This window comes from Exiguobacterium sp. KRL4 (genome assembly GCF_001870785.1).
Taxonomy (GTDB): Bacteria; Bacillota; Bacilli; order Exiguobacteriales; family Exiguobacteriaceae; genus Exiguobacterium_A.
In genome coordinates this window covers 24,464-47,354 of the sequence record NZ_MOLV01000008.1, presented here as the reverse complement: position 1 = coordinate 47,354, position 22,891 = coordinate 24,464, and the positions used below count along the sequence as shown (strand labels likewise).

The following is a 22,891-nucleotide window of genomic DNA, read 5'->3' as shown; positions in this document are numbered from 1 at the left end:
CCCATGAAATTCAAAAAACAATGGATCACCGCATTGACCATCAGCGCCTTAACAGTTGGAGGAGCTTCTGCTTACGCCGCAACCAACGACAGCGATACGGCAACAAAATCAGAACGCCATCACTTCGAAGGCATGAAAAAACTTGACTTCACCTTACTTCTCAAAAAACTTAATCTGACTCAAGCACAAGCCGAGGCGGCTCGGGAAAAAGGCTTATCGATCGCCGATCTTGCGAAACAAAAAGGCATCTCATTTAAAGACTACAAGGCAGCAGAACTCGCTGCTGCAAAAGAACAACTTGCTTCCCTCGTCAAATCAGGGGACTTAACGAAGTCCCAGGCAGCAGATATGCTAAAACGACATACGGAACGCTTTAGTGGCGTTTCAAGCTACGCCGAGCTAAAAGAGCAAATGCCTAAAGGACATCACGGTGACAAAGGCGGTTTCTTTAACGAATCCTTGATTGCTGACGTCTTAAAAGCCCTTGGACTGAGCCAAGACAAGTTTGATGCCGCCAATCAATCACTCGCTGCCTATGCGAAGGCACAATCGATCAAGTTCGCCGACTACAAAAAAGCGTTGCTCGCTGCCCAGACGACACAACTCGATCAATTCGTCAAAGACGGTAAAATGACGAAAAAACAAGCAACGGACATCAAAGCCCGTCTGACGGAACAATTCTCGGATGCAAACAGTTACGACGATTTACCGGAACGTGGTCAGCATGAACCAGGCGAACACGTGCGATCAGGACACGATGTATTCGGTGACACGACATCTGCCATCTTGAAACGACTGAACCTCGACGAAACGAAATTCAAAGCCGCCGATCAATCGTTACCGGAATTTGCAAAAGCAAATGACGTATCCTTCGATAAGTTTGAAGAAGTGGTGCTCGCGGAACAAACGAAAGCCATCGATGCCAAAGTCAAAAGTGGTGCCATTACCAAAAAACAAGCGACGGCAATCAAGGAACGGATGCAGGAACGGGCAGATGAAGTCCCAAGTTACGATGACTTGCAACAAGGTCCACGTGGTGGACACGGACCAGGACGTCATCACGGGATGAATGATGCCCCTACAACTGATACGGATCCAAACGCAAGTGCCACATCTGTCGATCTCGCCATCTAATCAATATCTCCAAACACAGATGAACCTCATCACCTTTCACACATGTGGATGTTGGTGAGGTTTGTCTTTTTGTCTTTCTCTATTTCCTTTTCTGTTTTACGAAACGAACCGGACGATTGAGCCTGCGTTCGCAGCTCGGCTTCTACGGGAAAAGGAAGCGCATGAAAGCAGGCTCACCTCTCTGATTTTCCGGTACTCGCCCCTGTTTCATCATACCCCTCCCTATTCTCCAAAAAATGATTCGCTTTTTTTGAAAAAAAAGTCTATTCTTTGAACTTTGATTGCAATTGAGGCTCACTTACTCCGATACTAGAAAGAGAATTAAAATTTCTAGTGAGGAGATTTGTCTATGACTTTTTTCGACGCGATGCAACGGCTGAGTCGTTCATCTACATCCCCTCTGTTGATCGGCGGGCTCGAACTGTCCCATCCGGAACGCGTGGAACCTTTTTTTCAACAAAGTACGGATGCCGTCTTTTTCTTTAATCACCTTGGTGAAATCGTCTATTTTAACGAGAACCTTCCTCGGATGCTGGGTTATTCTGAAGATACTTTATATAACCATTTCGCCGTCTTTAGCCCACCGGAACAAAATGATTCCGTGACCACCTTTTTTGAACGTGCACTTGCCGGCGAAACCGTTCATTATACGGCCCAAGGATTACATATTGATCAGCATCGGCTGACGTTAAAAATCACCAACATGCCGATCGAACAAGAGGGTCAGGTCGTTGGTGTATACGGGATTGCACGAGACATCACACGTGAAAAGCAACTCGAAGAAGATGTCGTCCAGATTCGGTCCCAACTCGAATTGACGGAACAGATTCCGGAACTCGTTGTGTTTCATTATGATCCACAGGCCCGAACGATTGAGTACTCTCCCTCGTTGATCAACTACCTGGGTCTGGGTCCGGAACAACTGAAAGAACTTTCAAACGAACAATTGCACAAGCGAATTCACCCGCGTGACTTCGACCCACTTCGTTTTCAGGTGATCCGACTCCTCGACGGAGAAATCGAGACGTTCGAACAGGAAGTATCGGTTCTGAATGCCAATCACCAATACCAGTTGTTACGCTTAAAAGCTTTACGACGCGACGATCAAAGTGGCCTGATTTCACTTATCCTATACGATTTATCGGAAGTCAGCGAAGCCCGTCGCCAACTGACACTCGAACGTGAACAGACGCGTGAAATCTATGAGGCCCTCGATGCAGCAATTTCGCAAATCGATTTATCGACTGGACGTCTCCTGTTTCACTCAAAAGGGTTTTTTCAAATCTTCGAGGAGCTCCCGGAAGATTTAGTGCTTAGTGAAGAATGGTTATTTGAACGCCTTGACCCACGCGATGTACCGGCGATGAAGCAATTCATTCGTCGCCTGACTTCCGGAAAATCAAGTACGATTCAATACCGTCTTCTTTTCCCGGACGGCCGTTGCAAGTGGATCGAGGATCAACAAATCCCTGTCTTCCAGCTCGATGGATCGATTGCTTATACGAACAGCATCATGCATGACATCACGTTACAAAAAGAATATGAAGAACGGTTGCAGCAACTCGCGATGCACGATTCCGTCACCGGTTTGCCGAACCGGATCTCATTAACTGAAACCATCAAGGACTGGATGCAAACGAATACCACCTTCTCGATTTTATCGATTTCATTTAACCGGATTTCTGAAATCAACAATGCCTTTGGTCATGCGTCCGGTGATCAGTGGATTCAAGCGACGAGTGCTCTTCTCTACACATCAAAACCGGATGAAGTCTTTTTTGGTCATCTCGGTGGTGATGAATACGCGATGCTCATTCCGTCCTGCTTCAAGCAAGACGTCACATCGTGTGCTGAAGCCTTACTCACGTTATCTGCTGCACCGATTCTGATTGAACCGTACGCCTTGTTTGCCCGGGTCTCGATCGGGATCAGCCGTTTTCCGGATGATAGTCATGATCCGATTGAACTGATGAAACATTCGTATACGGCACTGCGGCGTTCGCGCCGGGAAGACCATAGTGCCGTCCATCATTATGCGTCCAATCTCGATATCGATTACTACCGCCGTTACCGGCTCGAACAAGATTTGCATTACGCGATTGAGCGGAATCAACTGTTTCTCGAGTACCAACCGAAAGTCGATAGCTGGACTGGGAAAATCATTGGTCTTGAAGCGTTAATCCGGTGGCAACACCCGGAATGGGGACGGATTCCACCAAATGATTTCATTCCACTGGCAGAAGAAAGTGCACTGCATATCGCGATTGGCGACTGGGTCGTCGAGACGGCTTGTCAGGCGATGGTCAACTGGTCCCGTGCCGGTGCTGAACTTGTTCCGATTTCCGTCAATGTCTCCCCAAAACGGTTTTTGATCCCCGGGTTCGAGCATCAAATCGAACAAGCTCTGACCACGTACAAGCTGTCGGCCGATCTGCTTGAACTTGAAATCACGGAAGCCGCCTTGATCATGGATGACCCGAACATCAGTCGGACCCTCGAACACTTAAGTCAGCTTGGTGTTCGGATTGCTCTCGACGACTTTGGAAAAGGATACTCCTCGATGGTCTACTTGCAACGTTATCCGATCAACGTCGTCAAGATTGATCGGCAATTTGCGACGCATATCGCGGAGGATCGAAAAGCGCAAGCCATCGTCAAAAGTATTCTTTACATGGCGACAGAGTTTAATCTAGCCGTCATCGCGGAAGGCATCGAAACCTTACAACAACTCGAGATGTTCCGGTCCTTGAACTGTCCGAATATCCAAGGTTATTTATTCAGTAGACCGGTGTCGGCAGAGGTCATGGAAAGTTTCCTCTTACGGGAAGTGTTGTATCCGATTGAAGCCTGTTCCCTTGCGTCCGATACCGTTCCGAGTTTCTCCGTCCCAGGAAAAATCAAGATGCTGAAACATCAGAATCAAGCCCTTGATTTTAGTTTTTCAAACATTCAGGCGCACCGGACAAGTACCCGTCATCTCTACTTCACGACGAAAACGCCACTGCCGTTACAGACCGCGACGTTTGAAGTACGGCTCACCGAAGGGAATCAGATGGTCTCCTGTACCTTGTCCATCATCGCCATCGAACAGGGACAATATGTCGGAAAATATGCAACGGTCCAAGAAGCTGAACTGGTTTTACGTTTTTTCCAGTCTCTTCGTTATACCGAATAATACCAGCACTAAGGTCGTTCTCGCGCGCCTTAGTGCTTTTTTGTTATAGTAATGAAAAGTGTGTAAAAAGGAGGAATTCGATGCCCGTTGCTGAACAGGCCAAACGACACCGCCGTTCGACGAAATGGCAACTCGTGCGCCGCCTGTTGTTATTGACGATTGGTGCCGTGATTTTTGCGATTGGACTAAAAGGATTTCTTGTCCCAAACAGCATCATCGATGGGGGTATCGTTGGGATTTCGATCATTGCCTCCAAACTGACGGATACGACGCTTGCCTTATGGCTGTTCTTTCTCAATATTCCGTTCATCTTCTTTGGTTATAAACAAATCGGAAAAACGTTTGCTTTGTCGACACTTTATGCCATCTCAATCATGGCGATGGCGACGAAACTGCTCGAAGACATCGGACCGATGACAAGCGTCGATTTACTCGCGACTGTGTTTGGTGGATTGATTCTTGGGATTGGGGTCGGAATTGTCATTCGGGCCAGCGGTTCGCTCGACGGAACGGAAATTTTAGCCGTTTCGTTTAGCCGCTCGACACCTTTTTCTGTTGGTGAGATCGTCATGTTCTTTAACGTCTTCATCTTAGGTGCTGCGGGTTTCGTCTTCGGCTGGGACCGGGCGATGTATTCGTTGATTACGTATTTCATCGCGTTTAAGACGATTGATGTGGTCATTGATGGACTCGACCAGTCCAAAAGTGTCTGGATCATTTCTGAAAACCACGAAGAGATTGGTCTAGCCATCATGGACCGGCTTGGTCGGACGATGACCTACTTAAATGGAGAAGGTGCCTTTTCCGGGGATGACAAAAAAATCATCTTTTGTGTCATCAGTCGTCTGGAAGAAACGAAATTAAAAGAAATCGTCCGTGATTTTGACGAAGAAGCCTTCATCGCCATCGGCAATATTCACGATGTCCATGGTGGTCGTTTCAAGAAAAAAGACATCCATTAAGCAATGGATATGATCAGAATAGAGAGGGAGGATCGCCGTGTCGTTTTTGAAAAAACATCGTAAGAAACTGATTGCCGGACTGATCGTATTGATCGTCCTGGTTTTGATTGCGATCGTCGGGATTTCCGCCTACGTCGGTTCTTCGTTGACGGAGCCGACTCGTGAGCCATTGACGACCAATCCGAAAAAAGCAGAAGGTCTTGCTTATGAAAATATTTCCTTCCGGTCCGCCAAAGACCGGACGCGCCTGTCCGGTTGGTGGATTCCAAGTGAAGACGCCAAGCTGACGATCGTCTTCGCCCACGGGTACGGGAAAAACCGGGAACAAAATGATTTGCCGGTTTTACCACTGTTCAAAAAGTTTCATGACGCCGGCTACAATGTACTGACATTTGATTTCCGGGGATCCGGTGAATCCGAAGGAAAACGTGTCACGGTCGGCGCAAAAGAACAGGATGATTTATTGACTGCCGTCAACTATGCGAAATCACGAGCATCCGAACCGGTTGTCCTGTACGGGATCTCCATGGGGGCTGCAACTTCTCTCGTCACGGCACCAAAAGCGGACGTGGCTGGTATCATCGCCGACAGTCCGTTCAGCAATCTCAAAAATTATCTCGAGACGAATCTGCCGGTTTGGAGTGGACTGCCTAACTTCCCGTTCACACCGATCATCTTGCAGGTGACACCACCGTTGACCGGACTGAATCCGGAACGGGTCAAGCCGATTGAAGCGATTCGCCGAATCGAGTATCCCATTCTCATGATTCATGGGAAAGACGACGATGCGATTCCCGTGACGGAAAGCATGCGCCTCCAAAAAGCAGCACCCCGGTCTGAGTTGTACGTCACGGAAAACGGTGGACATGTCCAGTCCTACAAACATGACCGAGCAGCATATGAAGAAAAAGTCTTATCGTACCTCGAAGATATTCGTTAACCACAAAAACGGAGACCCTGTTCCGAGGAACGAGGTCTCCATTTTAATTCACTTATCGTTTTAAAACCGCACTTCCGACAATCTTCAAGACTTCCGGTCGACTGAGTTTTTCTTTTCCGCGTGCGAGCGCATCGAGCGTCCCGTGTGCAAGAGCCAAGGGAATCTTACAGAACTCATAAATCGTCGTCTGTTTTGGAATCGATGCCAGATACGCATCCGCTTCCGCTAAGTTCTCGCGCGCATAATTAAACATCGTTTCCGTCGTCCAACCTGGTGGGAAATAGCCGACCCCGCGTTCGGCATCTTCTTGTTGATTCCGTAGGATGTTGACAGCCTGCAAGCCGCGTCCAAAACCAATCGCCTGCTGTTTATCGGTCACGATACCGGCTTTCCAGTACCAGATATCCGATAACATGACACCGACGAGTCCCGCCACGTAATACGTATATTCATCCAAGTCAGCAGCTGTTTTAACCGTCCAGTCTCGTTCCGCCCAAACCGCCATCCCTTCCGCCATCTCAGCCGTCGATTCCAGTACTTTCGCCCGAATGCCGACTGGGCAGTACGCAATCCATTCCGGAAGACGACGTGTCACTTCCGGTAACTGATTGGCATACGGTGCAATCAGCGTCCGGTATGTTTCACTCGAAAATGTTCCCCGCATCAGTAAGGCCGTCTCGCGCAACAAGGTTGTTTTGATGTCTGTCGACAACTCTTCGTGATCCTCGATCTCGTCAATTGCCCGCATACATAAATAAGCAGCGCCGACTGCTTCCTGTAATTCCTGTGATAGACGGCTGATCGGTATATAAAAGGTCCGGCTCGTCGCTTTTAGTACACGATTCGCATCTTTCTTCAGCTGCTTCGTCTCATTCATCCCACTACACTCCCTCTTTAGTCAAAAAGGTTTCTTTTCTCTACATTACTATACACGATTCAAAAGAAATGAGCATTTTTTTCGTGAGATGAAAAAACTTCTTCTGCTAGGAATTAGCAAAAGAAGCCTTGATTATGTATCCGTCCGATGTTTCAACAATTGGCTCATCAAACCGGTACTTTGCGATGCTTCCGCATTCTCGTCCTGAATCGCCAGATAGATCTCTTTCCGGTGAATATCGATTTGCCGCGGGGCATTGATCCCCAGTTTGACTTGATCGCCTTCAATCGCAAGAATCGTCAACTCGATATCGTCGCCAATTTGAATCGCTTCTCCTGCTTTTCGTTTTAAAACGAGCATCAGCGGCCACCTACTTCGGTCAAACTACCAATCATCCGTCGGTTCGCATACGTTTCGTCGAGGATGATCTGTTTCGCTTGACGACGTTTCGTCTCCATGACGAACGGGGCGCGCAAGTTTGTCGTCGATTCTTGGAACGGTTCCCGTAAGGTCACGGTCGTATAAACAGCAACTTGTGCGGTTTCTTGAATACCCAGTTGTTCTTTGGCCGACTCCGGTAATTCAAACACGTAATCCGGATCAATCCAAAACGGATTTGTCACGACAAACGCACATTCCTCTTGATCAATCGATTGAAACGACCAAAAGGGAATCCCTTCTCCAAACGGTAACAGGATAAAACGCCGGGCATCCGGGAAACCCGGTACTTCTGAAGCAAAGGTAATGATTTCACTTTCTTCTACTTGCACCGTACCAAAAAAATCAGTGTTGATTTGCATATGATTATCCTTCCCCATCGAATATGCCGCCGACCGGCCACATATCCAGTTGATTTTGTTCCCGTAGATAGATTTCGACCGTACCTTCCGTGACGTTCAACTCCGGTCGGTTGACCTGAACCTCAATCCGTGGTTTCTCAGCCGTATAGTTGAGTTGTACTTCTGCCGGCGTGTAATTGATTTTGACCCGGTCGAGACTACGTGGCGAGAAACCAAGTGTCGTCACTTCGGCAGGTGGCGTATCCCGCGATTTTGCGACGCGGGCTACTGCATTGCCTCCTTGCTCGATTCGCATCAATTGATCGCCTTCCGCTGCTGCCCGACTAACTGCCTGTTGCCCCATCTGACGACCATATTCTGCATAACGCTGGACGGACTCAAACGCTGGAAGCCGTCCCGTTTCAATCATCGCTTGGGTCGAGTCGATTTCGAGACGTGCTGCGACTGTCTCGATCGACAGATTCCCTTTTGGTTGTTCGATCGATAACGACGCCGGTGCCTGATGCTGCTCAAGCGTGGCTCGGGTCGTATTGATTCCAATCTTCGCTGACGTTTGACGCATCTCAAGATGTGGCAGATTCACCGTCCGTCATTCCCTTCTTAACGTAAGAAATCAAGCAAGGTCGGCTGAATGATCCGCGCCCCCGCGCTGAGTGCCGCACGGTGTAACGTTTCATACGACTTCAGTTCCATGATGACTTTTTCGGCTTCGATGTCTTCGTTATCCGACATGACCGATTTCGCGATAATTTCTTGATCTTCCAGACGCGACGCATTCAATTCGAGTCGGTTGACCCGCGCCCCGAGATCAGCACGCGTTTCGACCGTTTGATTGAGCATACTATCAAGATCTTTTAACATCCCTGACAATTCGGCTCCATTATTTGAACTATCAACGGCACCTGCGTCCGAAACCCCACCAAGGGCATCGTATAATTTTTTGAGCGTCGTAAACGTCTCCGGACTAAAGACATTCGTCGGTGAAACGTTGACTTGGACTTCAATTCCGGAAGAAATTTCATAGCGGATGACTTCATTTTCTTTTTCAGTTGGATCACCGTCCGTAAAAACGGTATCAACCGCCTTACCTGGTGTTGTTAAATAGTCTTTCAGACCTTCCATCGAAATGAACGGCTGATCGGTCTTTGTTCCATTAAAAATGGCTTTTTCATTATATTTCGTGTTCGCCAGTGTCCCGATATGTTCAATCAACTGACCGACTTCGCTTTGGATTGCTTTTCGTTGCGTGGCATCATACGTATCCGTCGCAGCTTGTGTCGTCAATTCACGGACCCGGCTCATGGCGGATGTCACTTCGTTCAGTGCAGAGTCCGTCAAGTCCATCCAACCTGTCGCTTCATTGACATTTTTTTTGAACTGTTCGACTTCACGCACTTCTGTCCGGTAACGAATCCCCTGCATCGCGACGACTGGATCTTCAGATGGTCGCTGAATCTTTTTTCCACTGATCAATTGTTCCTGCATCGCACTCAGTTTTTGATAACTGGCTGATAGATGTCCGATATTCGTTTTCGTCAGCATCGTTTGTGTTACGCGCATTTAGTCATCACCGTCCTACGATTCCCATACCATTGATGATTTTATCAAGCATCTCATCAACCGTAGTAATATTACGCGCTGCCGCGTTGTATGCATGTTGGTACTGAATCATCATTGTCATCTCTTCATCAATCGAAACAGCAGAAACCGACATACGGCGCTGTTCCGCACTTTCCATCAAGACGGCAGAACTCTGACCGAGCCGAGCGACCTGATCCGTTGCGACTGCCATGTCTCCAATGACGTTTTGATAAAACGAACCAATTGTCGTCGTCGTATCGGATCGTTCAAAACGAATGCTTGCCGTCTTCATGTTGGCCAGCTTCAAGGCACCGGCACTATCACCGATGTTCCCGTCTGTCGAGGTAGCAATGTTATCTAGACTCTTTTTAATGTCTGCTCCAAGCGTAATCGACTTCGCTGTGATTGCTCCTCCGTTGGAAGAAACAAAAAATTCACTTGTACCCGCTGTCTTGTCTTTTTTTACATTCGTAGCATGCGCTTCGTTGAATGCAGTCGCAAACGTCGTCGCCATCTCATCCAAATGTCCTTGCATGTTGACGTACTCACCGGTTGCTTGACCATCCTCCACGTGTCCATACATCTCAATCAGACCAATTAATCGACCTGATGAAAAACCGCCGGCTGTGTCAAATGACATCGTTTGTGAATCCGTTTTGAATCCTGTATAGAGACCATTGTCATCTGTTGTAAAGGTCAACGTTCCAGCTTGTGGTAAATCCGAATCCACTGCAAGCAACTTATCACCGTTCGGTAATTTGATTCGAACATCGATCCGACCCTCTGCCGTTTTAACCGTATTTCCAAGTGTTCCTTGCTGAATCGCATCGCCGTCGACTGATACTTTTTCAAAATCGACGTACTCTGCGAGTTCATCGAAATAACGGTCTCGTTCATCATAAAGTGCATTTGGTAACACACCAAGTGGTTCGACCGTATGGATTTCCGCATTGATATTATGAATCTTTTTGAACAGATCATTTACTTTTTTGGTCGAGACCTCAATCTCACTTTTCAAGTCACCTTGTACTTGATTAAGTGCCTTCGCCATATAATTAAACGTTTGTGTCAACGTCTCTGCTTTTTGACGAACGACACTCCGAGCACCGGAATCTTGGGGATTTGTTGATAAAGTCTGAAGGGATTCCCAAAACCCATCAAAGGCTTTGGATAAGCCGGTATCGGACGGTTCATTGATGACGTCTTCCATCCGACCGAATGCGGCTTCTTTTGTACCATAATAAGATGTCTTCGTCGCCTCGTCCCGGTATTGTTTATCGAGCATGACATCACGGACACGTTCGAGGAGTTCACCTTTCACACCGGTCCCGATTTGTCCCATCTTTCCTGTGCCGATTGCCATCGACAGTTGTTCTGTTGTCGCCATGACAAGACGTTGCCGTGAAAATCCGACGGTTCCTGCATTGGCGATATTGTTTCCGGTTGACTGGAGTGCCCACTGATTCGTCGTCAGCGCACGCCGGCCTGTTTCAAGCCCCATGAATGTTGATCCCATGTTGTTTCCCCCTTAGGCATTGCGATTGAAGTGTGCGCGGTCCAGCGCGGATTGACCATATGTAAAATCATCGGCCTCCGGTATCAACAGCTCAAGGTGCCAGTTGAGATACTGAAGCGACTGTTCGAGCAGGTCGGCATTTAGTTCATTGAGTGCCTTCAGTTGACCGATTGCCTGGAGCAACTGACGCATGGAATCGACATCTGTCGGATGAGTCTGTAGCCATTCCGTCATCGTCATCGTCCCCATCTGCTCGATCCGTTGCTGTTCCAACTGTTCGATTCGTTTCAGATGAACCGGTTCTTCCTTGACGATTTGCGAAAGACGTTGCATGTCATTTTGAATCAGGACCTGCTTTTTTTCTTCTGCTAGTTTTAATAACGGAATGTGTGCTGCCGTCAGCTGATCGATGAGTTCCATCCGTCCATTCCTCCTCTTCTATTATGTATATGCGTTCATATAAAAAACGACCCGCGCATCCGTGCCCCGAGTCGCCTCTACTGTCTGAGTTAACCTTCTTACAAGTTCAAGAAACGTTCCGCGATTTTTTTCGCATCCGGTTTATAGGTTCCATCCTGAATGGCTTGACGAAGGGATTCGATTTTCTCGGTCCGGGAAGAGGGGGTCTCACTAAAACGCATCCGCGCTTCGCTTGAGATCGTCACTTCATCCGGCCGATTCGTACGTGTTGGTTCTGTTCCTTCTACTTTTTGATTTTTTTCGTACGCTTTAGGCATATTCACCCATTTCGTAGAATCAATTCGCATGTGAACACCTGCTTTCTAGACTACAAGATTCTTAATTCAAGTTCGATACGTTCTCGGTTTCGAAGGGGCAGAAGAATCCAGCATCGCTTGGGCGAGGTCACGTCGCAGCTTTTCACGACATTCGGCACAAATCGTGCCATCACGGGAGGGCTTCCCGCAACTCTCACACATGATCTCCATCTGAGAAATCTCAGAAATCAACAATCGCCCTTCTTTAATGTATCGGTATACATTTTCTTTTTTCACACCGATAGTCATCTCAACATCGACAGGTGAGGTTCGGACTTTTCGCCGTTCTCGCAGGAACTCACGCACCTTCTCAAAATCAGTATGATCTTTTCTGATACAATCCACACAGAGATCAGAAGATTGACGAACAAATAACTTCCCACAAGTTTTGCAGTTTAATACATCCATTTCCTTCACCTCATATTGAATATCGGCAGGAATGAGACTTTTTTAAACACTTCGAAATAAAGTTACGGCAGAAATTTCGTTCGCTCCGGCTTCACGCAGTCGAGAAGCCGCTTGGCGTAAGGTGATTCCTGTCGTGTACACATCATCCACAAGCAGAATGTTTTTTCCACCAACCGGTTGAATGACGTGAAACGGGTTCGTCCGCTCGTGCCGTTGTCGTCTCGATAAGTGGCTGAGCGCAACACCATCCGTTCGCTCCAATGCCAGATGGACACGCCCCCGCAACATCCGGGCAATCCATTCGGCTTGATTAAAACGACGTTCTGCCAACCGATCCGGGCTTAACGGAATCGGAACAATCCAGTCCTGTTTGACTTTTACCTTCTTTAGCTCTGTTTTAAACACTTCGAGCAAAGCGGTATCTCCGAGAAACTTATACTGTTTCATAAATGCCTTGGCCTGCGGATGATAAAGAAACAAGGGATGTGTGACCAGTGCTTGTCCCTGCGTTCGCCACTGCTGGCAGTCCGCACAGAGCGCTTGTCCCGGTTTTCCGCAGTCTGCGCATTCCCCTTTTTTCACAAATTCTATTTTACAGGTTGGACATAGGGTTTGCCTAGTCCAGACGTTCGACAACGACCAACTTGGTAAAAATGCTTGTCCGCAAAGTCCGCAGTTCATCGAAATCCCTCCCGGTTCGCTTGTTTGATCTGATGAATCGCCTGATACATCGCATCGGAGCGGTCGTTCGCAAAAAATACAACCTCGCCTTCCGGAAAATCCGCACTCCGTCCGACACGACCGCTGATTTGAATCAACGCCGCGACACTAAACGCTTGATCGGCACCCAGTACGGCGACTTGAACATCAACGAGCGTCACACCCCGTTCTAAAATCGTCGTCGTCAATAAAATCCCGGTCGTCTGACGAAACTGTCCGACCTTCGTAATCCGGTCCGGATCGGCAGCATGGACGGTTTCGCTTTTCAGTTGGTGTTGACGGAATACTTCTTGCCATACCTTCAGGTCGTCGACTTTCGGGACGAATACGAGTCGGGGTTTCGTCGAATGGGTGGCGAGCCAGTCCAATACATCCGTCTCGGTATACGGAATCTGTAGACGGGGGACAGGTAACGGAAATCCGTGATAGCGGCGCATCAGCCGGACGGTCGGAAGGAATTTGTTGCGTAACGACGGAGTCGCACTCAGTAAAATCAGCGAGGCCCCTGACCGCATCGCTTGGTGGACGTAGCGGTGTAACGTTCGGTCGGCATGATAAGGGAAGGCATCGACTTCATCGATGAAGACGACGTCAAAACAAGCACGGTAATGAATCAATTGATGGGTCGTACCAATCGTGATATCGCCAAGTTGAAGGCGATCTGCGGATCCACCAAACAACGAAACGATTGTGGTCTGCCGAAATGCCCGCTTCACATGCACCGTCAATTCCCGCACGACATCCGCTCGTGGTGTCGTGATCAAGACACGTTTCTGTGTACAAAGTGCCCGTTCAATGCCCGGAAACAGCATCGGTGTCTTACCGGCTCCACAGACGGCGTAGACGAGCAATCGCTTCTTTTGATCAATCGTCTCGACGATTGCGCTCGCGATCCGTTGCTGGTCGACAGTCAAGTTTAGTTCGGCATGGTGGTCGGCTTGAACCGGTTCTAACGGGCGTGGGTCCGTTACCAGGTAGTCACATGTCCGCAACTTGCCAAAAACCAGGCAATGACGGCAGTAATAACACCGTTTCCCACACGTACACGGACCACGCGTCGGTAACTGACCACACCGTTGACAACGCCATGTCACGGCCGACAAGCGTTTGATTGGATAGTCGACCGGTGCGTCTAGCTGATATGAAGGAATCACGCGTCCTCTCAGATCCATCTGTCACGTCCTTTCTACGACCGGCCTTCACGCCAGCGTAGACATGTTTTTCGTCAACGTCCTCGTATTTCCTGCTCATCCAAATCGTGTCACGCCATCACAAAATGCAAACAACTCCACAAAAAAGACGCATCTACTTAAGTAGACACGCCGAAAGTTTCAACTATGCGTTTCGCTTGTTCTAGAGTTAAGCTTCTTGATACCACGTGATCCCGATTGCTCCCGGTCCAAGATGCGTTCCGATGACCGGACCAAACAGACTCATCTCGATCCGGGCTTCCGGGAATCGTGCCTGCAAGACCGCAATCTCGGCTTCTGCTTTAGACGAATCTTCTGCGTGGATGACACCGATGACGTAACCGGCTCCGGTTCCATGAATCGTATCTTCCATCATCTCTTCGATTCGTTTGACTGCCCGTTTGAACGTCCGGATTTTTTCGAACGGCACGATCTTCCCTTCGACAAAGTGAAGGACCGGTTTGATCTTCAAAAACGAACCGACGACAGCTTGCGTCATGCTGAGGCGTCCGCCACGCTGCAGATGCTCTAAGTCATCGACGACGAAATAGGCGCGGATCAGTCCTTTTAAGTCTTCAAGGCGCGTGACGATTTCAGCTGCCGTCGCACCTGCATCACGCATCCGGACCGCTTCCTTCACTAAAAAGGCTTGCGGCATACAGGAAATCCGGGAATCGATTGGATGGACCTGGACGTGCTCGACCATCAGATTGATCGTATGTAGTGCCTGATACGTGCCACTGATTCCGCTCGATAACGTGATGCCGATGATATCCGTCCCTTGTGGAAGACGTTCAAACGCATCGACGAGATCGCCGATGTTCGGTTGCGAAGTCGTTGGGAGACTTCCTGTCTGAATCCGTTGATAAAAGTCAGGTACGGAAATATCAATGCCTTCCCGGTACGCTTCTCCATCAAAAATGACACTAAGCGGTGCGACATGGACGTTGTTTTCTTCACAATAGGTAGTTGGCAGATAGGCTGTACTATCCGTTAAAATCACAATCTGGCTCATTCGTGAATTTCCTCGCTTTTAAGAGTTCCGTCGTGACATAAGGTATTCTGACAGGTCACAATCGCTTTTCATCATATCATATGTAAGGAGGTAAAAAAAAGAAAGACGGAGCCGAATCGGCTTCCGTCCTGAAATCAAACGACGACGACCCAGCCCCGTCGAATGGCTTCGACGACGGCACCAGTTCGGTCAGGAACATTCATCTTACGTAAAATCGATGACACATGGTTTTTGACAGTCTTTTCACTGATAAACAACGTATCGCTGATGGCCCGATTGGAGAACCCGTCTGCGAGCAGCTGCAAGACTTCACATTCACGACGCGTCAGCACATGGAGCGGTGCTTCCGCAACACGTTTTTCGATGGGTTGAGAAGACATCGTCTGTTTCATCTTCATCAAACGACGGTATTCTTGCAGTAAGTTCGGCGTGACTTTCGGATGGACATAACCACCTTCCCGGTAAACGGAACGAATCGCATTCACGAGCTCATCCGTCGCCATCTCTTTTAAGAGATATCCTACTGCCCCTGCCCCTAACGCATGCATGACATAAGTTTCATCGTCATGGATCGACAGAATGATGACACGAACTTCCGGATGAACTTCCATCAGACGTTTCGTCGCTTCGACACCATTGACTTTCGGCATATTTATATCCATTAAGACGATATCAGGTTGATGGGCTTCGACAAGCGGAATGACATCCGCTCCGCTTTCCCCTTCCGCGACGACGATGAACTCTTGTTCGAAATCAAGAATTCGTTTGACGCCTTCACGGAAAAGCTGATGATCATCGATGATGACTACTTTTACTTGCTCGTTATTCACAGTGTTTCCCCTCTCACTCCGGATTCCTCAACTGGAATCCTTACCTTGATGACTGTCCCTTTTCCGGGTTGCGTCTCGATCTCAAACTCACCATCAATCAATTCAATCCGTTCACGCATTCCGATCAATCCAAACGATTCATCACACGATTCGACGATCGAATCGAAATCAAATCCGATCCCATTATCTTTGACATGAATCCGAACGGAATGTTGGTACTGTTCTATGATAATACGAATGTCCCCTGCTTTGGAATGCTTAACTGCATTTTGGACGGCTTCTTGAACAATTCGGAAGACGGCGACTTCATATGTCGACTCAATCCGCTCCCCTCCCCCGAGATAGTTGAAGTGGATCGGAATGTTGGAAATTTCCTGCATATGTCGTAAGTAACGTTCGAGTGTCGGGACGAATCCGAGATCATCGAGCGTCATCGGACGTAAATCATAAATGATGCGCCGGATGTCGGCTAACCCGTCACGAATCAACGTTCGCAGACGATGAATCTCTTCAAAAGCGGCTTCCGCCCCGTTATGTTGATGGATTTTTTCAATCAAGTCTGCCCGGATCAAGACATGGGCCAGCGTCTGTGCCGGACCATCATGCATATCACGCGAGAGCCGACGCCGTTCATTCTCAGCCGATTGAAAGACTTTTAATCCCATTTCTTGTTTCTGCATCGCTTTTTCGTACTTTTCATTCATGACCTGCATATCGTCCGTCAAAAAATTCAGGACAACCGAGACACGGCTGATCAGCATGTCGGCTCGTTCAATCGTCTCATCGAGTTGAATCAAACGTCGTTCGAGTTCATCCCGCCGCTTGCGGCAATTCATCTCATCCCGTTGGTTGATGAATGATTCGAGTTGAAGCGAGTTTGCCGTCTCATACGCGGACCGGATATCTTGTTCCGAGTAGTTGTCGAAGTTCTTGCTCACGATGACGAGTCGCGCTTTCGAGTCCTTAATGTGTCGTTCCAGCCGTTCGGCTTCTTTAATATAGTCGTGAACACGTGTCTTCAGTTCCCGCAACTCTTGCTGGATCTCAGCATACTGTTCACGTGAACTTTCTGTGATGCGAACGATTTCTTCCCGACTTTCTTCTACGACACCAATGATGTTCTGTACGATATCATTCAAGGACAGTCGCTCCCCCATCTCATTCGTCATACTACTCCCTCCGTTCCTTGCCAGTCCCCACGGTTGTCTCTCTCTCTAATCGTCGTTATGCTAGAAAGAACTAGTTCACGAGGAGGACATTTTTGATTATGACATTATTTAATTATTATACAGTAAAAGAAAACGGTTTCCATGAAATCATTATACAAAAGTCACGATTTATTACATATTTAGCGCGTGCCACCTCAGAAAAAGAGGCACAGGGCTTCATTGCGGACCTCAAAAAAAAACATCACGATGCGAATCATAATTGTTCCGCTTATGTCATCGGTGAACGAAATGAGATCCAAAAAGCCAATGATGACGGTGAACCAAGTGGGACAGCCGGCGTCCCGATGCTCGAAGTCTTAAAAAAACGGAATCTCCGAAATACCGTCGTCGTCGTCACCCGTTATTTCGGGGGCATTAAACTCGGTGGCGGCGGATTGATCCGCGCTTATGGCACCAGTGTCTCGGAAGCCTTAAATGCAGTCGGGATCATCGAACGGGCTCCTCACGATCTCGTTGAAGTCACAGTCGACTATACGTGGTTAGGGAAGCTCGAGAATGAGTTGCGGGCAACACCACACATCATCGAGCAGATTCATTATCTCGATCACGTCAAGATTGACGTCTGGGTGGAAGAAAAGGATGTCCCTCCTTTCATCGACTGGATGACGAACCTGACAAATGGACAAGCGGTTTTCGAGAAAACCGTTTCCCGCTACATCGAACGTGACATTCAACCTTGACCTGCTATACTGATTGTAAAGAATTTAAAAGTTTTCTAATAATTCAGTAAAGTAAGGAGTAATGAACTGTGGATGACTCAAAACGATCCCGTTCTGCAAAACAAAAACCGAAACGGTCTTGGTTTAAAGTGTTTGTCACCGTATTCCTAGTTGTTTTCATCACAGGAGGTGCCGCATTTGCCTATGTCGCCAATAAAACGTTTCAAACGGCCAAACAATCAGAAGTCGAACTGTCGCGTGGTGATAAATCAGACAAACGGGCTGCTGCCGTCGATTTGACGAAAGACCATTTTTCCGTCCTGCTTGTCGGAACGGACGAACGGCCCGGAGACACATCTTCACGAGCCGATACGATGATTGTCGCAACTTTCAATAAAACCGATAAAAAAGTCAACCTGCTCAGCATTCCACGTGACTCCCTCGTCATGATTCCGTCTGTCGGTTACGAAGATAAGATCAACCATTCCTATGCCTTTGGCGGAATTGATTCGACGATCGAAACCGTCGAGATGCTGCTTGACATCCCGATCGATTATTATGGCTCGATCAACTTCAATGGTGTTGTCGCAATCGTCGATGCCGTTGGCGGGATCGACGTCGACGTCAAATTACCAATCGATACGTTGAACTCATCAGACCAAAAAAATGGTGTCAAACTCGAACCGGGTCTTCAACGCTTAAATGGAGAAGAAGCGCTTGCTTATGCCCGGATGCGTTATCAGGATCCTGAAGGTGACATCGGACGGACAAAACGGCAGCAACAGGTCGTCCAAGCAATCATCGATCAGTCGACATCTTTTGGATCCATCACGAAGCTAAATAAATTGATGGATGCGACTGGTGATAACTTCACGACGAACATGTCACTGACAGAAGCGTTCCAGCTCCAACCGTTCGCGAAGTCCCTGAATGCGGTCAATCGGATTGATTTGAAAGGAACCGACACGAAAATCAATGGTGCCTACTATTATCAGCTTGATCCAACATCACTGACAGAAGCAAAAGCCGCCTTAAAAGAACAGCTTAACCTGCCAACTACAGCTGACGATCCAACGCTTACGCCGGAGGTCACGGATGATTCGACAACTGGAATCAACTGATTATCCAGCTCTCTACCACCTTCAACAACAAGCTTATCAAGTCGAGGCGGATTTGATTGGCGCCTCTCACTTCCCACCACTCCAGCAAACGGAAGCCCAACTGAGGCAGGAGCAGCCCAGCGGTTATGTTTGTGTGTGCGAGGGATCACTTGTCGGGATCCTGACCCTTGAACAGGAAACGATCACACGGCTGATCGTCTCCCCGGATCATTTTCGTCAGGGGATCGCGAAACAGCTCGTGCAACATGTTTTGACGAGACAAACCGTTCGTTTCGTCTCGACGGCTGCTGCAAATCATCCAGCGATTGCCTTATATCAACAGTTTGGATTTCGCCAAACCAACCAACAGACACGTGATGCGATTGTCCTCGTGACACTCGAACGGTCATGAAAAATGAGCTGGCGATGTACTTGCTCCCATCGAAAAACGAACGACTCCCTGTTACAAAACAGAGGAATCGTTCGTTTTTTTTGTCTTGAGCTCGATTTTGACTCAGACCGAGTTCATGATCGTACCGACCAAAGCACCGATTATCACGATGCGAAGCGGCGACTGTTTATAGAACCGAAGCAGACAGAACAAACCAAATGCGACGAAAAAATCGGCACCTGTCTTGACGCTTGATGTAAAGATCGGGTCATACAAAGCTGCCAGTAAAATACCGACAACTGCCGCGTTCACCCCGATCAACATCCGACCGACCTGTTTGTTCGAACGGACGCGGTCCCAAAACGGGAGCACACCGATGACAAGTAAAAAGCCGGGCAAGAAAATAGCGAGTGTCGCAAGGATCCCGCCCGTCAGACCGTTTACGACTGTTCCCAGGTACGTCGAAAATGTAAAGAGGGGTCCCGGTACGGCCTGAGCTGCCGCGTAACCTGCAAGAAAACTATCACCGGTCAAAAAATCCGGAACAAGTGACTGCTGTAAGAACGGTAAGACGACGTGCCCGCCACCAAAAACGAGCGCTCCTGCGCTGTACATGATACTTGTGAGTTGGACATTCCCTGTCGCGACATTCGCTAAAATCGGTGTCGCAACGAGCAAGACCACGAACAAGACCAAAGCAGTGATGCTGAAAAGACGTGGAACACGAATATCTAACTTTCCGCCACTTGCTGGTTCATCCTCGAACCAAAATAGGCCAATCAGCGCTGCAAGAACCAAGACGCCGACTTGTGCGAGCGGGTGTGCGAGGAGCAAGACTCCTGCAAGGGCAAGCAACATCAAAAACAACCGTTTCGGACCGACGGCAAGTTTGGTGCCCATACCAAGCACGGCATCGGCGACGATTGCGACGGCGACGAGCTTTAACCCATGAATGAAGCCGGCTTCTGCCAAATTAAGATCCGTCGCAAGCAACGCAAAGATGACCAAAAGAATACTCGACGGTAACGTAAAACCGATGAATGAGATGACGGCGCCGATGACGCCTCCCCGGACAAGCCCAATCCCCATTCCGACCTGACTCGAAGCCGGACCGGGCAAGAATTGACAGAGAGCGACCAAATCGGCATACGCCTTCTCATCCACCCATTTCCTTCGTTTGACATATTCCTCGTAAAAGTACCCTAAATGGGCGACGGGTCCGCCAAATGATGTTAATCCGAGCTTCAAGGACACGATAAAAATTTCGATCCATCTGTTCATATAACCACCTCCACCACTGATCATACGAAAAGTTTGTAAATTTTTTGTGACAACCTGCACCTTCTGATTGGATTATTTAGTACGACCATAGGTTCCCGCACGCCAGACCGCTTCGATCGGACCTTGACGGTGGCGGTTTAAGTACCAGTTCGAGAACACGACTTGTACTGCCAACAACACGATGACAGACAACGTCCCTTGCCATAACGGAATCGTTCCGTACATCCCCGTCAAGAAAATCAGTGCCGTAAAGACCATCGTCTGCATCAAATAGTTCGTCAACGCCATCCGCCCAAGCACTTGAAAACCAGACAGCGAACGACCGGACCGAAGGAGCAAGGCCACCCCCGCTGCATAAGTCACAGCAAGCGTCCGTCCGGACAACCAAACAAAAAAGTAGTTGGCCAATCCGTCCGGCACCGGTCCTTGATGAATACGAATGATTTGATACAACGCAGGGAACGACAGGACGAGACTGATGCCAAATATCAGCGCAAGTGTCCGTGTCGCTGGCGGTCGGATTGTAAAACGCTCCATCAAATAGGCACCGATCAAGAACAGTGATAGGATTTCCGGAAAAATCGTCAGTGTGTTACTTAACGCCTGTGGCAGCTGAACCGTTGCGTGATAGGATATGTAGTCAATAAACTGCCGCGACGCTACCAGTTCCTGAATCGTACCATCCGGCTCTACGATTGATTGGTCCCCCTCCGAACGGGCATACATATAAATCGATACGTATAGGAAAAACGTATAGAGTTGTAAGGCGATCCCCACAAATAACTTCGCCGTCGGACGGGTCTTGACGAATAAGAGTAAAAAGAAGCCGCTCAACGCGTACGTCTGAAGAATATCTCCTTTCCAAAACAAAAGATGAATCAGTCCGAACACAAACAAAATACTCAGCCTGCGAACGAATATCCATAATGATTTCCCTTTGACACGGAGACGATCGATAAACAAAATAAAGCCTGCTCCAAACAACACACTGAACAACGTATAGAATTTCGTTTGAATAAAGAGATCAAACAATAACCGAAGCACCTGGTCTGCTTGTCCCATCTCACTCGTCAAACGCTCTCCGAGAAAACTCGGCATGTTGACGAACAGAATCCCGCACAAGGCAAATCCCCGTAAGACATCCAGATAGACAATTCGATCTGTACGTTCCATCAGATTCATTTTAGACACCCCCAGCGTCAATCAGCCGCTCAAATCATTTGAGCGGCTGATTGGTTATTTTGATGTAATTCGTTCTAACAGATTGAGTAAGGGACGATACCGTTCACCGAGCAACCCAAGTGACTCGACTAAGATATCGAGGACAAGTAACAACATGAGTAACGAGACGAGAGCTCCGAGCGAAGTCGTCTGGGAAAACAGAATTGCTGTCATGCCGAATACGGCACACAGTCCATAGATGACGAGCACGGCTTGCCGCATCGTAAATCCAAGATCAAGCAATCGGTGGTGCAAATGGGCTTTATCTGGCGCAAACGGTGGTTTCCCTTGCAGGACCCGACGCACGATCGCAAACAACGTATCAGAAATCGGAATTCCAAGCAAAATAACCGGAACGGCCAGTGAAAACAAGGTGACATTCTTGAAACCTAATAGTGACAAGACCCCTAGCATGTAGCCGAGGAACAATGCTCCCGTATCGCCCATGAAGATTTTGGCCGGATAAAAGTTGTGGAACAGAAAACCAAGCGTACTCATCAACAACAGAATCGCGACGATCGTCACGTAGACGTTGCCTTGGATGACGGCCAAGCTGATCAGTGTCAACAGGACAATGCTCGAGACACCTGCTGCGAGTCCATCTAATCCATCAATCAAGTTGACGGCATTCGTGATTCCGATGACCCACAAGAACGTCAACGGCACACTCCACCAACCGAGAAACAGTTGTTGATCAAAGGGGAGATTGATGAATTCGATCCGAATCCCGCCATTTAAGACGACGACGGCGGCAACGATCTGCCCCATCAACTTCAGCCGGGCATTCAATTGAAAACGGTCGTCGAGTGCTCCTGTCAAAATGACGACAAAACCACCTACCAAAATATGCGTCGCATACGGACTTGAAGGTTGCAAAATAAAGTAGCCGATCATGAAGGCGATATAAATCGCGAGTCCGCCTAAACGCGGCATGATCCGCACGTGTACTTTTCGCGCATCCGGACTGTCAACGGCACCGACTGCAATCGCAAAGCGTTTCACGACGGGTGTGATCAGTAAGGCCGCGATAAAACAGACAATGGACGCCGTCCATAACATAATAACATCACGCTCCTGCGCGAATTA

At 48.3% G+C, this 22,891-nt stretch carries 24 protein-coding genes; 7 read left to right on the top strand and 17 right to left on the bottom strand.

Translation table 11 applies throughout. From position 1 onward, the window contains the following. Nucleotides 1–3 precede the first annotated feature (3 nt). From BLD48_RS07220 to BLD48_RS07205, 4 genes are all read left to right on the top strand, one after another. The gene (locus BLD48_RS07220) at nt 4–1,134 is read left to right on the top strand and encodes a hypothetical protein (RefSeq protein ID WP_071499612.1); all 1,131 of its coding nucleotides are present in this window, start codon (nt 4–6) and stop codon (nt 1,132–1,134) included. 349 nt (nt 1,135–1,483) lie between these two features. Then, nucleotides 1,484–4,309 carry a sensor domain-containing protein gene (locus tag BLD48_RS07215; protein ID WP_071499611.1) on the top strand — a complete coding sequence of 942 codons (2,826 nt, stop codon included), beginning with the start codon at nt 1,484–1,486 and terminating at the stop codon, nt 4,307–4,309. An 80-nt stretch (nt 4,310–4,389) separates the two neighbouring features. Then, complete coding sequence (locus BLD48_RS07210) at nt 4,390–5,271, top strand: YitT family protein (protein ID WP_071499610.1); 882 nt, start codon at nt 4,390–4,392, stop codon at nt 5,269–5,271. Nucleotides 5,272–5,308: 37 nt separating this feature from the next. Beyond that, complete coding sequence (locus BLD48_RS07205; protein ID WP_071499609.1) at nt 5,309–6,211, top strand: alpha/beta hydrolase; 903 nt, start codon at nt 5,309–5,311, stop codon at nt 6,209–6,211. 52 nt (nt 6,212–6,263) lie between these two features. On the opposite strand, the gene BLD48_RS07200 is transcribed toward BLD48_RS07205, so the two are convergent. The 14 genes from BLD48_RS07200 to BLD48_RS07135 all read right to left on the bottom strand — a co-directional run bounded on the left by BLD48_RS07200 (nt 6,264) and on the right by BLD48_RS07135 (nt 17,093). Next, nucleotides 6,264–7,088 (bottom strand): squalene/phytoene synthase family protein, encoded by an 825-nt coding sequence (locus BLD48_RS07200; RefSeq protein WP_071499608.1) that lies wholly within the window; start codon nt 7,086–7,088, stop codon nt 6,264–6,266. 132 nt (nt 7,089–7,220) lie between these two features. Beyond that, on the bottom strand, nt 7,221–7,448 hold the full coding sequence (gene csrA / locus BLD48_RS07195) for a carbon storage regulator CsrA (RefSeq protein WP_071499607.1): 228 nt from the start codon (nt 7,446–7,448) through the stop codon (nt 7,221–7,223). Continuing rightward, the gene (fliW, locus tag BLD48_RS07190) at nt 7,448–7,888 is read right to left on the bottom strand and encodes a flagellar assembly protein FliW (protein WP_026830143.1); all 441 of its coding nucleotides are present in this window, start codon (nt 7,886–7,888) and stop codon (nt 7,448–7,450) included. Before fliW ends, csrA begins: the two co-directional genes overlap by 1 nt. Before the next feature lie 4 nt (nt 7,889–7,892). After that, nucleotides 7,893–8,471 (bottom strand): DUF6470 family protein, encoded by a 579-nt coding sequence (locus BLD48_RS07185; protein WP_071499606.1) that lies wholly within the window; start codon nt 8,469–8,471, stop codon nt 7,893–7,895. A 17-nt stretch (nt 8,472–8,488) separates the two neighbouring features. Further along, nucleotides 8,489–9,448, bottom strand: coding sequence for a flagellar hook-associated protein FlgL (flgL, locus tag BLD48_RS07180; RefSeq protein WP_014971227.1), 960 nt, complete (start codon nt 9,446–9,448; stop codon nt 8,489–8,491). A gap of 7 nt (nt 9,449–9,455) precedes the next feature. Beyond that, nucleotides 9,456–10,985, bottom strand: coding sequence for a flagellar hook-associated protein FlgK (gene flgK, locus BLD48_RS07175; RefSeq protein ID WP_071499605.1), 1,530 nt, complete (start codon nt 10,983–10,985; stop codon nt 9,456–9,458). A gap of 12 nt (nt 10,986–10,997) precedes the next feature. Next, on the bottom strand, nt 10,998–11,405 hold the full coding sequence (locus tag BLD48_RS07170; RefSeq protein ID WP_071499604.1) for a flagellar protein FlgN: 408 nt from the start codon (nt 11,403–11,405) through the stop codon (nt 10,998–11,000). A gap of 98 nt (nt 11,406–11,503) precedes the next feature. Next, nucleotides 11,504–11,752, bottom strand: a complete 249-nt coding sequence (gene flgM / locus BLD48_RS07165) for a flagellar biosynthesis anti-sigma factor FlgM (RefSeq protein ID WP_014971230.1) — start codon at nt 11,750–11,752, stop codon at nt 11,504–11,506. Nucleotides 11,753–11,788: 36 nt separating this feature from the next. Next, nucleotides 11,789–12,169 (bottom strand): hypothetical protein, encoded by a 381-nt coding sequence (locus BLD48_RS07160; protein ID WP_071499603.1) that lies wholly within the window; start codon nt 12,167–12,169, stop codon nt 11,789–11,791. Between the two features lie 42 nt (nt 12,170–12,211). Then, the gene (locus BLD48_RS07155) at nt 12,212–12,751 is read right to left on the bottom strand and encodes a ComF family protein (RefSeq protein ID WP_236629964.1); all 540 of its coding nucleotides are present in this window, start codon (nt 12,749–12,751) and stop codon (nt 12,212–12,214) included. A gap of 95 nt (nt 12,752–12,846) precedes the next feature. Beyond that, on the bottom strand, nt 12,847–14,061 hold the full coding sequence (locus BLD48_RS07150; protein WP_071499601.1) for a helicase-related protein: 1,215 nt from the start codon (nt 14,059–14,061) through the stop codon (nt 12,847–12,849). 187 nt (nt 14,062–14,248) lie between these two features. After that, complete coding sequence (locus BLD48_RS07145; protein ID WP_071499600.1) at nt 14,249–15,094, bottom strand: DegV family protein; 846 nt, start codon at nt 15,092–15,094, stop codon at nt 14,249–14,251. A gap of 134 nt (nt 15,095–15,228) precedes the next feature. Continuing rightward, entirely contained in the window at nt 15,229–15,924 is a 696-nt protein-coding gene (locus tag BLD48_RS07140) for a response regulator (protein WP_014971233.1), read from the bottom strand. Continuing rightward, nucleotides 15,921–17,093 (bottom strand): sensor histidine kinase, encoded by a 1,173-nt coding sequence (locus tag BLD48_RS07135; RefSeq protein ID WP_071499599.1) that lies wholly within the window; start codon nt 17,091–17,093, stop codon nt 15,921–15,923. The genes BLD48_RS07140 and BLD48_RS07135 overlap by 4 nt, the downstream gene beginning before the upstream one ends. A gap of 98 nt (nt 17,094–17,191) precedes the next feature. Here BLD48_RS07135 and BLD48_RS07130 point away from each other — a divergent pair, with 98 nt between their 5' ends. From BLD48_RS07130 to BLD48_RS07120, 3 genes are all read left to right on the top strand, one after another. Then, the gene (locus BLD48_RS07130) at nt 17,192–17,833 is read left to right on the top strand and encodes a YigZ family protein (RefSeq protein ID WP_071499598.1); all 642 of its coding nucleotides are present in this window, start codon (nt 17,192–17,194) and stop codon (nt 17,831–17,833) included. A 68-nt stretch (nt 17,834–17,901) separates the two neighbouring features. Then, on the top strand, nt 17,902–18,933 hold the full coding sequence (locus BLD48_RS07125; protein WP_071499597.1) for an LCP family protein: 1,032 nt from the start codon (nt 17,902–17,904) through the stop codon (nt 18,931–18,933). Continuing rightward, nucleotides 18,908–19,324, top strand: a complete 417-nt coding sequence (locus BLD48_RS07120; RefSeq protein ID WP_071499596.1) for a GNAT family N-acetyltransferase — start codon at nt 18,908–18,910, stop codon at nt 19,322–19,324. Before BLD48_RS07125 ends, BLD48_RS07120 begins: the two co-directional genes overlap by 26 nt. A gap of 102 nt (nt 19,325–19,426) precedes the next feature. Here BLD48_RS07120 and chrA read toward each other — a convergent pair whose 3' ends face one another. The 3 genes from chrA to BLD48_RS07105 all read right to left on the bottom strand — a co-directional run bounded on the left by chrA (nt 19,427) and on the right by BLD48_RS07105 (nt 22,864). Continuing rightward, nucleotides 19,427–20,584 (bottom strand): chromate efflux transporter, encoded by a 1,158-nt coding sequence (gene chrA / locus BLD48_RS07115; protein WP_071499595.1) that lies wholly within the window; start codon nt 20,582–20,584, stop codon nt 19,427–19,429. A gap of 72 nt (nt 20,585–20,656) precedes the next feature. Further along, complete coding sequence (locus BLD48_RS07110) at nt 20,657–21,766, bottom strand: DUF418 domain-containing protein (protein WP_071499594.1); 1,110 nt, start codon at nt 21,764–21,766, stop codon at nt 20,657–20,659. A gap of 54 nt (nt 21,767–21,820) precedes the next feature. Continuing rightward, a complete protein-coding gene (locus BLD48_RS07105; RefSeq protein ID WP_014971240.1) occupies nt 21,821–22,864 on the bottom strand; it encodes a glycosyltransferase family 4 protein in 1,044 nt (347 codons plus the stop codon). Nucleotides 22,865–22,891: the final 27 nt, after the last annotated feature.

Bases quoted from the DNA above. Each gene is read 5' to 3' on its own strand.
- BLD48_RS07150 (WP_071499601.1), bottom strand. From the start codon at position 14,061: ATGGATCTGAGAGGACGCGTGATTCCTTCATATCAGCTAGACGCACCG.
- flgL (WP_014971227.1), bottom strand. From the start codon at position 9,448: ATGCGCGTAACACAAACGATGCTGACGAAAACGAATATCGGACATCTA.
- BLD48_RS07110 (WP_071499594.1), bottom strand. From the start codon at position 21,766: ATGAATCTGATGGAACGTACAGATCGAATTGTCTATCTGGATGTCTTA.
- BLD48_RS07200 (WP_071499608.1), bottom strand. From the start codon at position 7,088: ATGAATGAGACGAAGCAGCTGAAGAAAGATGCGAATCGTGTACTAAAA.
- BLD48_RS07105 (WP_014971240.1), bottom strand. From the start codon at position 22,864: ATGTTATGGACGGCGTCCATTGTCTGTTTTATCGCGGCCTTACTGATC.
- csrA (WP_071499607.1), bottom strand. From the start codon at position 7,448: ATGCTCGTTTTAAAACGAAAAGCAGGAGAAGCGATTCAAATTGGCGAC.
- chrA (WP_071499595.1), bottom strand. From the start codon at position 20,584: ATGAACAGATGGATCGAAATTTTTATCGTGTCCTTGAAGCTCGGATTA.
- BLD48_RS07120 (WP_071499596.1), top strand. From the start codon at position 18,908: ATGATTCGACAACTGGAATCAACTGATTATCCAGCTCTCTACCACCTT.
- BLD48_RS07215 (WP_071499611.1), top strand. From the start codon at position 1,484: ATGACTTTTTTCGACGCGATGCAACGGCTGAGTCGTTCATCTACATCC.
- flgK (WP_071499605.1), bottom strand. From the start codon at position 10,985: ATGGGATCAACATTCATGGGGCTTGAAACAGGCCGGCGTGCGCTGACG.
- BLD48_RS07210 (WP_071499610.1), top strand. From the start codon at position 4,390: ATGCCCGTTGCTGAACAGGCCAAACGACACCGCCGTTCGACGAAATGG.
- BLD48_RS07145 (WP_071499600.1), bottom strand. From the start codon at position 15,094: ATGAGCCAGATTGTGATTTTAACGGATAGTACAGCCTATCTGCCAACT.
- BLD48_RS07130 (WP_071499598.1), top strand. From the start codon at position 17,192: ATGACATTATTTAATTATTATACAGTAAAAGAAAACGGTTTCCATGAA.
- flgM (WP_014971230.1), bottom strand. From the start codon at position 11,752: ATGCGAATTGATTCTACGAAATGGGTGAATATGCCTAAAGCGTACGAA.
- BLD48_RS07220 (WP_071499612.1), top strand. From the start codon at position 4: ATGAAATTCAAAAAACAATGGATCACCGCATTGACCATCAGCGCCTTA.
- fliW (WP_026830143.1), bottom strand. From the start codon at position 7,888: ATGCAAATCAACACTGATTTTTTTGGTACGGTGCAAGTAGAAGAAAGT.
- BLD48_RS07135 (WP_071499599.1), bottom strand. From the start codon at position 17,093: ATGACGAATGAGATGGGGGAGCGACTGTCCTTGAATGATATCGTACAG.
- BLD48_RS07170 (WP_071499604.1), bottom strand. From the start codon at position 11,405: ATGGAACTCATCGATCAGCTGACGGCAGCACACATTCCGTTATTAAAA.
- BLD48_RS07160 (WP_071499603.1), bottom strand. From the start codon at position 12,169: ATGGATGTATTAAACTGCAAAACTTGTGGGAAGTTATTTGTTCGTCAA.